Here is a 14,195-nt window from a genome sequence, read left to right as displayed (position 1 = left end):
CTTCCAGCCCGCCGACTCATAGAAACGCTTATGTCTTTAAATCAATTGTTCATTCGATACCTGTTGTGTCTGCTCTGTCTACTCGCTTTCTTCCCGGGGGCTCTCATCGCGGGCGACTGGCCGATGTGGCGCTATGATGCCGGCCACACCGCATCCTCACCTGATGACCTCCCCGCGCAACTGGCTCCCCTCTGGACCAGATCTTTTGGTGCACGCGAACAGGTCTGGGATGATACGCTCAATAACGACCTGATGACGTATGATAAGATTCTGGAGCCGGTGGTATTCGGCAAACGGATGTATGTCGGTTTTAATGACGCGGACAAACTGCTAGCGTTGGATACTGAGACCGGCAAGACGCTCTGGACGTTCTACGCGGATGGCCCCGTCCGCTTTAGTCCGGTGGCAACAGAGTTGCGTGTCTACCTGGTCAGTGATGATGGCTTTTTATACTGCCTGGATTCTACGAACGGTGAACTGGTCTGGAAATTCCGCGGTGCTCCGGGCGCACAGAAAACACTTGGCAACAAACGAGTCATTTCAGCCTGGCCCGCGCGGGGCGGTCCTGTGCTCTATGATAACACGGTTTATTTTGCGGCGAGTATCTGGCCTTTCATGGGCACATTTATCTACGCGCTGGATGCAGAAACCGGAAACGTAAACTGGGTTAATGATTCGACCAGCGCTGATTATATCAAACAGCCTCACAGTGCGCCGTCATTTGCTGGTGTCGCTCCGCAGGGAACGCTGGTCGCGACAGAGGATCTGCTGCTGGTCCCCGGCGGTCGATCCGTGCCCGCTGCGCTGGACCGCAAAACGGGGAAACTCAAATATTTTCATCTGGGAGGGAAAGGCAATGGTGGTTCCTTTGTCATCGCCGGTGAGAAAGAGTTCTTTGTGCATACCCGCTATCGGGGCGTGCGCGCGTATAATTTGGAAACGGGGTTGCCCAACCTGTTTGTCTACAATGAACCGGTACTCCATGAAGGTCAGATCTACTCTGCGATAGAAAAAGACAAGCAGACTCTGATTCAGGCCAGTCGAACCACACACCAGCCGCAGTGGACCATCGCCGCCGATGGTCGCGGCGATCTCATCCGAGCCGGTCAACGCCTTTATGCTGCCGGTGAAACGCAATTATCTGCCATCCAGTTACCTGCTGCTTCTGACCAAAAACCAAAGGTTGCCTGGGAGCAACCGGCGCCACAGGGAATTCAGCGTTTGCTGGCGGCTGATAACAAATTGTTTGCTGTCACTCTGACGGGAGACATTCTGGCGTTGGGCGCTGCTGGCAAGACCATCAAGCCAGAACCATCCGAATCCCAGGTTCTGTCTGCTCCGGATTCACAGACGGTGAAGCTGGCTAATGCACTGCTCGCTGAAGCGCAATCGGATCGAGGATACGTGATCTGTTATGGAGCCGAAAATGAAGCGTTGTTTGATGCACTGCTGTTGAATTCAAAATTACAACTGATTGTGATCGAAGAGAGCCGCGACAAGATTGCCCGTTTGAGAGCCCGCTATGATGCACTGGGTTTGTACGGCTCCCGAATCTCAGCCCATCAGGGAACTCCCGATTCCTACCAGGCTCCGCAACATATCGCACGTTTGACTCTGCTCAGTAACGCGTTTGCGCAATCACTGAATGCAAAACAGTTAGAGCAGATTTATCGTTCAGTCCGCCCTTATGGCGGTGCGATCTGGATTCCCGCAGTCGGTCAGAGTCTGTCTGAAAAGCTAAATCGCCTTGTGCAGGAATCCGATCTGGCCCAGGCACAATTGAAAACAACGTCAAATGGTCATCTGATTTCCCGTGAAGGGGCGCTGCCCGATTCCGCAGACTGGACTCATCAATATGGTGATATCGCCAACACCGTCAAATCGAACGATAAACGGGTAAAACTGCCATTGGGAGTTCTCTGGTTTGGCGGAAACACGCACGAAGACATTCTGCCCCGCCACGGTCACGGTCCCCCAGAACAGGTGATTGGCGGACGTACCTTTCTGGAAGGAATGAACAGCCTCAGCGCCCGCGATGTCTACACCGGGCAGGTTCTCTGGCGTAGAGAATTCGAGGATCTCGGAACCTTCGGAATTTACTTCAACTCAACGTACGAAGACACCCCCCTCAGCACACAATACAACCAGCGACATATTCCGGGAGCAAATGCGCGTGGCACCAATTACATCGCGACAGCCGATGAAGTCTACCTGGCCATGCAGCACGAATGTCATGTATTAGACGTGAAAGACGGCGCCACAAAACGCATCATCAAGCTGCCCGATTCAAGGAAAGAATGGGCCTTCATTGCAGTTTACAATGATATTCTGCTGGCTGGAAACGGGTTTGGTCATTTCGGAAAACAGGTGGATGAACAGCCGGGTAAAGATGGTCCGGCTGCAACCGATCTTTCTGCTAGCCAGGGCTTAATTGCTTATGACCGGCATTCGGGTGAGATTCTCTGGCAGGTCGACGCGATTCATTCTTTCCTGCACAACGCGATTGTTGCGGGCAAAAACCGGATCTATTGTCTGGATAAACTGCCTGCCAGTGCCGAGAAAAAACTCTCCCGGCGTGGCCTCGTTGACCCTTCAAAATATCGCATCGTCTGTTTCGATATTCTGACTGGTAAAGAACTCTGGTCGACCCGGGACCATATTTTTGGATCGTGGCTGGGTTATTCTGAAGAATACGATCTCCTGTTGCAGGCAGGCGCACGGGCAAAAGACCGGCTCAGCGATGAGATCGGCCAGGGAATGATCGCCTACAACGCGGAGGATGGCTCGATCCGCTGGCAGAATCAGAAGCGGAAATATACAGGCCCCTGTGTTCTGCATAACGATCTCATCATCACTTCAGCCAACTCCTATGAAGTCTCTGGAGGCGCATTCAATCTCCTGGATGGCACTCCTTATACGATTACCAATCCAATCACGCAGCAGCAGGAGCCTCTGAAATTCTCACGCACGTATGGCTGCAACTATGTCATTGCCAGTGAAAACCTGCTGACATTTCGCTCTGGCGCTGCCGGCTTTTATGACCTGCAATCTCAGAGTGGCACCGGAAACTTTGGTGGCTTTAAATCAAGCTGTACTTCAAACCTGGTTGTGGCGAACGGCGTGCTGAATGCACCAGACTACACGCGTACCTGCAGTTGCTCCTATCAGAACCAGACCTCGCTGGCTTTGATTCACATGCCGGAAATTGAATTCTGGACGAACAGCGAGTTAGGCAGTGATGCAAAGTCTGCAGGAACCGTAAAACAGGCAGGCATTAACTTTGGCGCTCCTGGTGATCGAAGTTCAGAAAACGGTACTCTCTGGCTGGACTATCCCAGTGTCGGAGGGCGGTCACCAGACTTGAAAGTCTCTGTTTCCAATAAAAAATATGAACTGTTCCGTCATCACGCTTTGAAGGTCCGGAATTCATCGAAAAACGAGGGGATGAACTGGGTCGCTGCGTCAGGCATGATCGATCCACAGAAAATCACGATCGCAATTCAACAGCAGACTAACGCCACCCCACTTCCCGGAATTCCGATTGCCGGCGTGGAAGATGATGCAGAAGAAGATTCCAGGGGGGAAGTCAAGCTTCACAGTAGCGATCTGGAACTGGGGCTGGATGCAGGCGATCCACAAGTTGTCGGGCTGCGTTTCTCGAACATCCCCCTCGCCACGAGCGATCAACTTGAGTCCGTATGGATTCAGTTTACGGTGGATGAGACGGGAAAATCACCGTCAAAATTGAAAATCGAAGCCGAAGCGTCCGCGAACCCAGAACCGTTTGTCGAATCGAAACAGAATCTCTCATCCCGCAAGCGCACTAAAGCAAATGTCACATGGACTCCCCCTGCCTGGACGAAAGTGGATGCCCATGCAGCAGACCAGGCAACACCCGATCTGAAGGGGCTGCTTCAGGAAGTGCTGGCTCAGCCGGGCTGGTCCAGGGGGAGCTCCCTCTGTTTTCTGATCACAGGAACGGGGACTCGCATTGCCCGGTCCTATAAAGGGGCTTCATCAGGTTCTGCACGTCTTGTGTTAAAGATGAAAACGGATTCATCCGGGAAAACTGATCAGGCAACAAACCAGTCCCCGACAGCTGACACAAATCTTTACACGGTCAAACTGACTTTCACCGAGCCAGATGAAAAAGTCGAAGTCGGCCAGAGATTGTTCGACATCAAACTGCAGGGGGAACTGGTCCAGCAGTCTCTGGATCTCAGAAAACAAACAAGTCAGGCCATGCAGAGCCTGGTTTTGCAGTTCGAACATGTTCCGGTCCAGGATCGGATCGAACTGGAACTGCTGCCGGCTGAAAACTCAAAATATTTACCGGTAATCTCCGGAATCGAGCTGATCAGCGAAAAATGAAACCAGACAATAGCTCACGAAGTGACCGGAGCTTCTGATTTTTCCGAAACCCAGTCTTTCAAATGCAGCTGCACACTTTCAAACCCGCGAAAACGATTGATCCCGGGGGCGAAACTGATCGAAAACGGGCCGCCATCTTCATCCATTTGAGTGGCCCATTCTCCTTTCCCAAATGCGATGGCGCGTATTTTTGTATTATGCTGCTGGAAAACCAGTGACAGGTGACGTCCCCCTTCCCCCATCGTGCGAGGGGGTTCAGCCAGTTGCACGCGTGTTGCCACAAACTGAGGTCGTGGATTTTCCTGACCAAAGGGGCCCAGACAATCCAGTTCTTTTACAGACTGCTTGGTGATCTCATTCAGACAGACTTCAGCATCAATGCGGACGAGCAGTTCGTCATCCGAAGGCCTGGGCGCTTCGGCAGCATACTCTGCAAACGCCTGCCGAAAGGATTCGATATTGTCTTCTTCAATTTTGAGTCCGGCTGCGGCCTGATGCCCTCCGAACCGCACCAGATGAGAGGCACAGGCTGAAAAACCGGCGTGAAGGTCGAATCCGGCAAAGGATCGTGCAGACCCCTGCCCGGTACGCGTGGTGGCATCCAGCGCGATCAGCACTGTCGGCTTTTCAAAATGTTCCGAAACACGATTGGCAACAATCCCGATTACTCCGGGATGCCAGTCTGCATGCGCCAGTACCAGAGTCTGATGCTCGTCCCACGCCGCGTGTTCTTCAACCATTTCTTTGGCTTGCTTGAAAATGCGGCGTTCGACCGTTCGGCGATTTTTATTGAGCTCGTCCAGATAGGCTGCCAACTGCGAAGCACGATCTTGATTCCCGGTTGTCAGCAGTTCGACAGCCAGGCGGGCCTGTCCCAGTCGACCAGCCGCATTCAGACGGGGGGCGATGGCAAAGCCAATGTCCTCGGTATCCAGCATCTGACCGGCTTTGATCTCAGCGACCTTCATCAGTTCCTGCAATCCCAGTGGTGCCCGCTCAGCCAGTGCGCTCAAGCCGTAACGAACCAGAATCCGGTTCTCGCCCACCAGCGGAACGACATCTGCGATCGTCCCGATCGCCGCCAGTCCCACGGCACACTTGAGATATTCGCGCATCTGTGGCGATGCCTTCTGACCGTCTCCCAGTTTCTGACAGACCGCCCAGGCCAGCTTCAAGGCAACACCCGCTCCACAGAGATGGGGAAATTCATACTCACTGTCCGGCAGACGCGGATGCACCAGACAGTCGGCATCCGGTAGTTCCTCGGCCATCTGGTGATGATCGGTGATAATTAATTCCAGCCCCAGTTCTCGGGCCAGGGCCGCTTCGTTGACACTGGTGATTCCGCAGTCGACCGTAATGAGCAAGCGCTGCGGGTCTTCTTCGTGCAACTGCCGAATGGCATCGCAGTTTAATCCGTACCCATCATCCAGACGATTGGGAATGAAATAGTCACACTGCCCGTTGGCCAGCGTAATGCATTGCAACAGAATGCTGGTGGCCGTCATTCCGTCCACATCGTAGTCACCGTAAATAGTGATACGCCGTTTCTCATTCAGAGCGGCAACAATCCGATCGGAGGCGGATTCAACGCCGGGCATGGAACAGGGTTCCAGCAGTTCCGTCATGCGGGCATCGATAAAGCTTCGAGCGGCGGCAGCGTCCTGAAGTCCCCGGGCAATAAGCACCTGTGCCAGCAGAGGTGAAATTCGCATTTCGGAACTGAGACGACGCACTTGTGATTCATCGTGGGGGGCAAAACGCCAGTTTTGAGTCATCCCTGCTCTCGATTCCCTGCTTAAAGTTCAAAATCAGAAGTACGGCGCTTATCAATTAAAACAGAGTCGTGTCCGGCTGTCAAAACAGCTGGTTTCTCTAAATGTACAAAAAGTGAGACTGTCGGCTGAATTCTGAGAGATCGAACCTGATGTACCTGGACTTTGTCTGTGCAGAAAGCAGGATAGCAGCATAATCGGCCCAATCGAACTGATCATTAAGGTAGAAATGGGAGATAACTGCGACCTGACTTGTCGGCGCCCTGCTTCCTGACTAAACTGTGGGCTGCTATCGATTTCACGATACTTCTGTAAATGATTGAATTACGAATTAAGGTTTTGGGATGAAACACGTTCTTTCTGCTCTTGTGATGAACCAACCGGGTGTACTGGCCCATATTTCAGGGATGCTCGCCTCGCGCGCCTTCAATATCGAGAGCCTGGCCGTCGGTGAGACTGAAGAACCTGAATTTTCCCGAATCACTTTCGTCGTAGGCGATTACAACAAACTCGATCAGGTCAGAAAACAGCTGGAAAAACTGGTAACCGTCGTAAAAGTGGTCGACTTTTCCGGTCAGGATTTTGTAGAACGCGACCTGATGCTGATGAAAGTCTCAGCGCCTGGTAAAACACGTTCAGAAATTCGTGAATTAGTCGAAATTTTCCGTGCGAAAATCGTTGACGTGAGCACTGAAAACGTGATGATCGAAATCTCCGGTCAGGAATCTAAAATCAACGCATTCATCGATGTAATGCGTCCATTTGGAATACTGGAGATCGTCCGTACAGGAAGAATTGCCCTGTTACGTTCAGAAACAGTGAAAGCAGATGTGGATTCAGAGGCCGTGGAAACGGTTTAAAGATCCACCAGAATTAACATCGCAAGCTGTAAATCACGGTTGCTTTGTTCTCTCCGGGCAGAATGTTGTTTCTTATCCTCACCGATTTGACAACGACTGACTGTCCAAATTCCCATAGAAGTAGATCCGGTTCTGCTTCTCTCAGTCTTACATGAAACATACAAGAGATCAGGATTATGGCAGTAACAATTTATTACGATGACGATGCAGATTTGTCTTTGTTGAAAGACAAGACCATTGCCATTCTTGGCTACGGAAGCCAGGGACATGCACAGGCACAAAACCTTCGCGACAGCGGCTGCAATGTCATTATTGGACAGCGCAAAGGAAGCGAAAACTACGATCTGGCCGTCAGCCATGGTTTTGAACCGGTTTCCATCGCAGAAGCAACCAAACAGGGTGATCTGGTTAACATTCTGCTGCCAGACGAAGTTCAAGGCGATCTCTACAAAACAGAGATCCTGCCGAACCTCAGCAAAGGAAACCTGCTGCTCTGCTCTCATGGATTCAACATCCACTTTAACCAGGTTGTTCCACCCGCTGGTGTTGATGCAGCTCTGGTCGCTCCGAAAGGCCCCGGACATCTCGTCCGTAGCGAATACGTCAAAGGGGGCGGTGTTCCTTCTCTGATCGCTCTGGTTGACGGTGCTGCTGAAAGCACACGTCAACTTGCTTTAGCTTATGCGAAAGGGATTGGTGGTACACGAGGTGGCGTGATTGAAACTTCCTTCGCTGAAGAAACAGAAACCGACCTCTTTGGTGAGCAGGTTGTACTCTGTGGCGGTGTCAGTGAACTGGTGAAAGCCGGTTTTGATACCCTGGTAGAAGCAGGATATCAGCCTGAAATGGCTTACTTCGAATGTATGCATGAGCTGAAACTGATCGTGGACCTGTTCTACGAAGGCGGTTTGAACTACATGCGATACAGCGTTTCCAACACAGCAGAGTACGGCGATTACTCCAGTGGTCCCCGGATCATCACTGACGAAACCCGCCAGGAAATGAAGAAAATTCTGTCGGAAATTCAGACTGGTGAATTCGCGAGAAACTGGTTGCTGGAAAACAAAGCGAACCAGGCTTCCTTCAAAGCCATTCGCCGCCTGAATCGCCAGCATCCCATTGAAGCCGTCGGAAAAGAACTCCGTCGCATGATGAGCTGGATAGATTCCAAAGAAGTTTAATCCACTTCGCGGATAACTCATAACCGGAAACGTGGTAGAAGCTTATGAAGTTTCTACCACGTTTTTTTATGAACTGATTCATGCATTCGAGTGTGATAACATTTCCAGCGCGACTTGTCTTTAGAGATGATCGGTCATATAAAAAAGAGAGTTGTCTTTTCAATCACTGGGAAACAGAACATGTCTTCATCTTTGCCTCTGCACTCGCAGCATCAACGAACTTATCATGACAATAAGTTTGTGTACCCGGTGCTTTCCCGTCGAAGTAAGGGGATTTCAATCGGAATCAATCTGAATCCCGATAAAATCTGCAACTTTGACTGTATCTATTGCCAGGTGGATCGCCGCGAAGAATCAGAAACCCGCTTTGTCGGCACCGAACAGCTGATACAGGAACTGGATCACATGCTGAAATTTGTGCTCAGTGGTGAGATCTATCAGGACCCCAAATTTTCAGAAGTCCCGGCGGAATTGCGACGATTGAATGACATTGCATTTTCCGGAGATGGAGAACCGACAACGTATCGTAATTTTGATCAGATCGTCAAAGATGTTGCCGCGCTGAAACGCAAACATTCCGCATCTGATGTCAAAATGGTGCTGATCAGCAACGCCAGTATGTTTCATCGCGCGAGTACCCAGGCGGCGCTGGCTGTTTTCGATGTCAATCAGGGAGAGATCTGGGCCAAACTGGATGCGGGTACGGAAGATTATTTCAAAACCATCGATCGAACGAAAATCCGCTTCTCCCAGGTGCTGGACAACCTCTTACTGGCAGCAGAACAGCGGCCCATTGTCATTCAGAGCCTGTTTATGCTCGTCGATCAGCAGCCCCCCTCGGACAAAGAAATTGACGCCTATTGTTCACGTCTAAATGAGATCGTAGCAGCCGGTGGGCAAATCAAGCTGGTACAGGTCTATACAATCGCAAGGCGTACGGCGGAAGAATATGTTGCCTCACTCAGCACCGCGCAAGTAGATGAAATCGCCCGCAAAGTCACTGCGCAGACGAAGCTGCCGGTAGAAGTCTACTACGGAAACGCCGACTGACAGAGAAGCGCCCTCTGTCAGTCATCTGGCGATGCGAGCGCAAATTCGTTACTCGTCCAGTTGAACTGGCTCGAGATCTTTCGTGTTCCGTTCAATTGCCAGCACAATCGTCTGCTGACGACGCTTATTGGACGAAGTATTCACTGCCGGAATCACTTGTCTGCCGTTAGGCAGGCTCAACCGCAGTGCGAAGCGACCTTCTTTGCTGACCGGGATCTTTTCGCCCAGCAAAGTAACTTCTGCCTGTGGGTCCGAAGTACCATGAATCAAAAGTTCCGTTTCAACATGGAACTCTTTTTTGGCCTTCTTACTTTTTGATCCATTTGAATCGCCGTTGGAATCCAGTGATAACGGCAGAGACAGTCTGGAAATCGGAGTCCCGTTATTCTCGTTACGGGAAGTATACCGGCGGGAACGAGTCGCAGAATAATTACTGTCGAGCGCCCGCTTGGTTTTACTGCCTTTCTCGCAGACTTCAGGCATGGGTGGAGTCAGTTTATGTGAGTAAACCAGCCCGAAGAATTTATTCTGAGGAGTCACGAAACCCAGTTGCAGTTTGTAAGAACGAGCCGGCTGGTCGATCTGCACATACCACAAACCAGAATCGATTTTAATCTCGACATCTTTGACATACGCTTTGCTGGTGCGGCTGTTTTCATTCGTAGTGATATCGTAAACCCGAATCACAGGAACTGCCTGATACCAGTAGGCTCCCAAAGCTGCTTTTGCCCGGTCCAGACTTCCCTGGGTAATCGTCCAGTTGGCCAGTAACCAGTGTGAATCTTTTACCTGAGCGTTGAGCTTGGTTTCAACCGACTCAGAAGTCGGATGCATTTTTTCGCTATGAGAGGTGTGCCCGTTGGATTTGAGCAGTTTTTGAATGCGGGCCTGATGCTCTGTAGGAGTCTGGCTCGATGAACTTTGAGAAGGGAAAGCAGGTACAGCAGCGGGGCTTTGAACCTCTGAAGGAGGGGACTTTTGTGTTGTGGTTGTTGATTTGGGCTTCGGTTTCGATTTTGCTGTCTTAATCTTGGCGATGGCCTTGACTAGTTCCTGCTTTCGCATGCCATGCCAACCGGCGATACCATGAGACTTTGCAGTGGCAGCTAAATCACGACGAGTTTGACTCTCGAGGGACTTTAGAATCGTTGGGGACATTAGGAATGACTCCCAAATATCAATCAAAACACTGGTCGGTGCCTTAATTTTGCTTCAGTCTTCCATGACACTCAGGTTCAAGTTTTAGCCCATCTGCCCCGTTTCAGCACATTCAGCAAGCCGTCTGAGATGAAAAATCCTTTATTTCTAACGACCGTAATGCGATGAACAATATGTAAACGTCAAATCTAAATTTCGACCAGGACGCTACTCTCCTCAGAACAGAAAGCCACTAGGTAGTTATTCTCAATTTCAGGAACTGTAACCAGTTATACAATAGCTGTTAAAGAAATCCTGGAGCCACAACAATGGACGTCTAAACAGGTTGATAATTCAGTTTAAACAATCTGCAAACCAATTTATCAGATGAATGTCTGTCACAAATTCACCGCCAACTACGACAGGCTGGCGTATGAATCATTATTGAAACATGGGTCTACTTTTAACACGAGACCGCATAAAAAGCAACTATCGGAGTATTCTGATTTATTAAGATTACTCCAGGCAGGCACTGTATCACACTGCTATCATTGCAGTTATAAATTTAGTCTCATCAAAATTTCATCAACTTCACTTCTAATCAACGTCTCACCTCTCACGCTGACACACCATCATGCATAATGTGCAAAAACCATAAACGGCGGGGACCGTTCATCCCTGGAAGCGAGTATTGAGGCAGAAGCCTCAAACTGAAATACAGACTTTGACCTTTAAGTCTGATTTTGATTCTTACGACTAATAGGCTCTGCCCGGCGGCAATTTCAATATTGAGAATAATGGTTTTCGAATATTTCCACTGGTGAGTTCTTTGACTATCCGGTTGATTGACTTTAGAGTCTGTTCTAAATCTGTCTACTTAATTTGATTTGTGCTGACAGACTGCTCTCAAACGTTTTTCGCGTTAATGCTTCCATTCCGAAAGCAGCTACCATGCCGCGACCAGATCGGCAGACTCGCTCGTCATTAGCGGAAGCCCATCAGTGGGTGAGTAAATTGACATCAGTGAGTCTGGAGATGGCTTTACCTGCTTTCCTGGGACATTGGCTCGACAGTAAATGGGATACTTCCCCATGGCTGACAGCAGTGGGTGCCCTGCTCGGTTTTATTACCGGCATGACACATTTACTGCATATGGCTAAAGAAGCAGAGCGTAAAGAACGAAAGATTAAAGATCGATCAAACGGTGAGTCCGATGAATCGGTCAAATAATAACTGATGTCGATAACTGTGAACGACCAACTCCACCATATCACAGTTCTTATTGATCATCACTAAATCGCAACGATATTTATTTCGTCCAATGCAATCACCGCCAGACACATCAACGAAGAACCCGCTCAAGCAGTGCAGCATACTCGCTGTCAGCCTGCTGGGTTTATACGCTCTTCTGAGTGTGCCCGCTTATACGCTTGTGGGAACACGTGCTGTTGAAGGCCTGACTTACGCAGTAGTATTGTGTCTGGTTCCCGGAATCGTGGTATTTCTCGTCTCCGGTTTTCTCTATCGCGATGCTGCACCAGTTGCTGTTATGGGGGTTTCCACTCTGGTCCGATTGATGTTTGTCGGGATCGGTACGCTGGTAATCATCAAACTGCGAACTGATTTTGGTTCCGCCCAATTTATGAATTTTCTGATTTGGTTATTGATTTGTTACTTTGCTTCTCTATTGGTTGAAACCTTGTTGATCATTCGGTAATCTGCCGAAGCTGTATATGATTAACGATGTTATGATCAAAAAATAATTTTGAATCGAGCTCATACAATGGCCGCCGGTCACGATGACAAATTCCATCACGTTCGCGACATATCGCACTTCGAACTCCCCTGGGACATGCATATTGATTTGCCCCAGATTTTTGGATTGCAGCTCACAAAATTCATGCTTCTGCAGCTGGTGGCTGTAGCCTTTCTGTTCTTCGTATTTCGTGGTCTGGCAAAACGGGCTGCAGGGGGACAGGTTGTTACGGGACGCTGGTGGAACTTCTGGGAATCAATCGTTATCTACATGCGGGATGAAGTCGTTCGTCCCACCATCGGTGAAGGACACCATCACGATGATGATCACGGACATGGTCATCACCATGGTCCCAAGGTCGGACATCCCGCCGATAAATATCTGCCTTTCGTTCTCTCCTGTTTCTTTTATGTGCTGATCTGTAACCTGCTCGGGGTATTCCCCTGGATGGGATCAGCAACCGGAGAATTGAACGTGACAATGGCATTGGCATTCACCACGTTCTGTGCGGTTATCTTTTATGGGTCTCGAGAACAGGGGCCGGTTCGGTTCTGGTTGTCTCTGGCTCCTTCCATGGAATTACCGATCGGCTTAAAAGTGATTTTAGTGCCGATGATCTGGGTGATTGAACTGGGCGGGTTTTTGATCAAACATGCCGTTCTGGCAATTCGACTTTTTGCAAATATCATGGCCGGTCACACTGTGATTGCCGTCTTTCTGGGCTTTATTGCCATGACTGCAGATTCTGGAATGTGGGCGATTGTCATGCCTTCCAGTATTATTGCCCAGATTCTAGTTGGTCTGCTGGAGCTGTTTGTAGCGTTCCTGCAGGCATATGTTTTTGCGTTTCTTGCAACTCTGTTTATTGGTGCTGCTGTTAATCCTCACTAGAGAATTTGCAGTCCGGTCCGCAGACTTGCTTAGTATATTTCGTTTGAGTGTTCCTCGTTGAGAAAGGTCAGGGGATAAAAACAATGATCCAGGCTTTACGGATTATGTACATGACATGCGTTGTTGTATTGGCCACAGCTGTTCCTGCAATGGCACAAGAAGCTGGTGGCGGAATTTCACTGGGAGCTGTCGGAGCAGGAATCACAATTATCGGTGCCGCCTTAGGTATTGGTAAAATTGGTGCTTCTGCTGTTGAAGCGATTGCCCGTCAGCCTGAAGCTGGTGGTAAAATCCAGACCGCAATGATTATCGCTGCAGCGTTGATCGAAGGTGCTACATTCTTCGCGCTGATCATCTGCATGTCTTAATTGTACTAAAACAGTATTACAAACTGACAGGGCAGGCTGCACTCATCGTAAAAGTGCGAGTTCCCAACTGTCACTTTCGACTTCCATGTGAGAAATTCTGATCATGTTAAAAAGTCTTTTTACAAGCCGGTGTCTTATCATGCTGATGATTGTCAGTGGCGTGATCCTGGGCAGTGGACTGCTTGGCTTCGATGCAGCATTGTATGCTGCTGACGGGGCTGAACATCCATCAGGACCACCACTGCACTGGAAAACAGACTTGGCACTGTGGTCACTCGTCGTATTTGTCGTCTTTATTGTTGTTCTCAGGGCATTTGCCTGGGGACCTCTGATTCAGGCACTTGATGAACGCGAATTACGAGTGATTACTGCCATCAATACGGCAGAATCCAAACAGAAAGAGTCGGAAGAATTAGTTAAAGAGCATGCACGTAAAATCGAAGCAGCTCAGGATGAGATCCAGGCAATGATGGTCGAAGCTCGATCAGACGCAGATCGCATCAGACAGGACATCCTCGAACAGGCTCGTCAGGAAGCGGAGTCCATTAAGGCTCATGCTGTTGGCGAAATTGAACGGGCACGTGAACTGGCTCTGAAAGATCTGTTCGACCAGATGAATGGACGCGTGATTGATGCCACGGAGCATGTCCTCGGACGTGCTCTGAATGAATCAGATCGTGACCGGCTGATTAACGAGGCTCTGTCTCAGATTTCAGGCAGTTCAAACTGATTTGCAGTAGAAACGACTTATTCAAACGCGGTTGTATTGTTTGAATTAATTTATCCTTTAGTTGTGAGTTATGATC

10 protein-coding genes and 1 pseudogene are annotated in these 14,195 nt (G+C 49.7%); 9 read left to right on the top strand and 2 right to left on the bottom strand.

Annotated features, from left to right (window positions below; genetic code table 11):
• Positions 1–30 precede the first annotated feature (30 nt).
• The gene (locus ACN0YN_RS02945; RefSeq protein ID WP_417383485.1) at positions 31–4,371 is read left to right on the top strand and encodes a PQQ-binding-like beta-propeller repeat protein; all 4,341 of its coding nucleotides are present in this window, start codon (positions 31–33) and stop codon (positions 4,369–4,371) included.
• Positions 4,372–4,385: 14 nt separating this feature from the next.
• On the opposite strand, the gene recJ is transcribed toward ACN0YN_RS02945, so the two are convergent.
• On the bottom strand, positions 4,386–6,149 hold the full coding sequence (gene recJ / locus ACN0YN_RS02940) for a single-stranded-DNA-specific exonuclease RecJ (RefSeq protein WP_417383484.1): 1,764 nt from the start codon (positions 6,147–6,149) through the stop codon (positions 4,386–4,388).
• A 341-nt stretch (positions 6,150–6,490) separates the two neighbouring features.
• On the opposite strand from recJ, the gene ilvN reads away from it, so the two are divergent.
• The 3 genes from ilvN to ACN0YN_RS02925 all read left to right on the top strand — a co-directional run bounded on the left by ilvN (position 6,491) and on the right by ACN0YN_RS02925 (position 9,237).
• Positions 6,491–7,006, top strand: a complete 516-nt coding sequence (gene ilvN / locus ACN0YN_RS02935; protein ID WP_417383483.1) for an acetolactate synthase small subunit — start codon at positions 6,491–6,493, stop codon at positions 7,004–7,006.
• A 176-nt stretch (positions 7,007–7,182) separates the two neighbouring features.
• Positions 7,183–8,187: a ketol-acid reductoisomerase gene (ilvC, locus tag ACN0YN_RS02930; RefSeq protein ID WP_417383482.1), complete on the top strand. Its 1,005-nt coding sequence runs from the start codon at positions 7,183–7,185 to the stop codon at positions 8,185–8,187.
• Positions 8,188–8,367: 180 nt separating this feature from the next.
• The gene (locus ACN0YN_RS02925) at positions 8,368–9,237 is read left to right on the top strand and encodes a radical SAM protein (protein ID WP_417383481.1); all 870 of its coding nucleotides are present in this window, start codon (positions 8,368–8,370) and stop codon (positions 9,235–9,237) included.
• Positions 9,238–9,285: 48 nt separating this feature from the next.
• Here ACN0YN_RS02925 and ACN0YN_RS02920 read toward each other — a convergent pair whose 3' ends face one another.
• The gene (locus ACN0YN_RS02920; RefSeq protein WP_417383480.1) at positions 9,286–10,395 is read right to left on the bottom strand and encodes a DUF4912 domain-containing protein; all 1,110 of its coding nucleotides are present in this window, start codon (positions 10,393–10,395) and stop codon (positions 9,286–9,288) included.
• Between the two features lie 930 nt (positions 10,396–11,325).
• On the opposite strand from ACN0YN_RS02920, the gene ACN0YN_RS02915 reads away from it, so the two are divergent.
• From ACN0YN_RS02915 to atpF, 5 genes and pseudogenes are all read left to right on the top strand, one after another.
• Complete coding sequence (locus tag ACN0YN_RS02915; protein ID WP_417383479.1) at positions 11,326–11,604, top strand: AtpZ/AtpI family protein; 279 nt, start codon at positions 11,326–11,328, stop codon at positions 11,602–11,604.
• Between the two features lie 91 nt (positions 11,605–11,695).
• On the top strand, positions 11,696–12,091 hold the full coding sequence (locus tag ACN0YN_RS02910; protein ID WP_417383478.1) for a hypothetical protein: 396 nt from the start codon (positions 11,696–11,698) through the stop codon (positions 12,089–12,091).
• A 48-nt stretch (positions 12,092–12,139) separates the two neighbouring features.
• Entirely contained in the window at positions 12,140–13,021 is an 882-nt protein-coding gene (atpB, locus tag ACN0YN_RS02905) for a F0F1 ATP synthase subunit A (RefSeq protein ID WP_417383477.1), read from the top strand.
• Positions 13,022–13,170: 149 nt separating this feature from the next.
• Positions 13,171–13,377: pseudogene (locus ACN0YN_RS02900) on the top strand (ATP synthase F0 subunit C); the annotation flags it as partial.
• A 151-nt stretch (positions 13,378–13,528) separates the two neighbouring features.
• Positions 13,529–14,119, top strand: a complete 591-nt coding sequence (atpF, locus tag ACN0YN_RS02895) for a F0F1 ATP synthase subunit B (RefSeq protein ID WP_417383476.1) — start codon at positions 13,529–13,531, stop codon at positions 14,117–14,119.
• Positions 14,120–14,195: the final 76 nt, after the last annotated feature.

It is taken from the genome of Gimesia sp., assembly GCF_048260065.1.
Classification (GTDB): domain Bacteria; phylum Planctomycetota; class Planctomycetia; order Planctomycetales; family Planctomycetaceae; genus Gimesia.
This window is presented reverse-complemented; position numbering and strand designations above follow the sequence as displayed.

Excerpts from the sequence above, each read along its gene's own strand:
- ACN0YN_RS02910 (WP_417383478.1), top strand. The coding sequence starts at position 11,696 with ATGCAATCACCGCCAGACACATCAACGAAGAACCCGCTCAAGCAGTGC.
- ACN0YN_RS02920 (WP_417383480.1), bottom strand. The coding sequence starts at position 10,395 with ATGTCCCCAACGATTCTAAAGTCCCTCGAGAGTCAAACTCGTCGTGAT.
- ilvC (WP_417383482.1), top strand. The coding sequence starts at position 7,183 with ATGGCAGTAACAATTTATTACGATGACGATGCAGATTTGTCTTTGTTG.
- ACN0YN_RS02945 (WP_417383485.1), top strand. The coding sequence starts at position 31 with ATGTCTTTAAATCAATTGTTCATTCGATACCTGTTGTGTCTGCTCTGT.
- ACN0YN_RS02925 (WP_417383481.1), top strand. The coding sequence starts at position 8,368 with ATGTCTTCATCTTTGCCTCTGCACTCGCAGCATCAACGAACTTATCAT.
- recJ (WP_417383484.1), bottom strand. The coding sequence starts at position 6,149 with ATGACTCAAAACTGGCGTTTTGCCCCCCACGATGAATCACAAGTGCGT.
- ACN0YN_RS02915 (WP_417383479.1), top strand. The coding sequence starts at position 11,326 with ATGCCGCGACCAGATCGGCAGACTCGCTCGTCATTAGCGGAAGCCCAT.
- ilvN (WP_417383483.1), top strand. The coding sequence starts at position 6,491 with ATGAAACACGTTCTTTCTGCTCTTGTGATGAACCAACCGGGTGTACTG.
- atpF (WP_417383476.1), top strand. The coding sequence starts at position 13,529 with ATGCTGATGATTGTCAGTGGCGTGATCCTGGGCAGTGGACTGCTTGGC.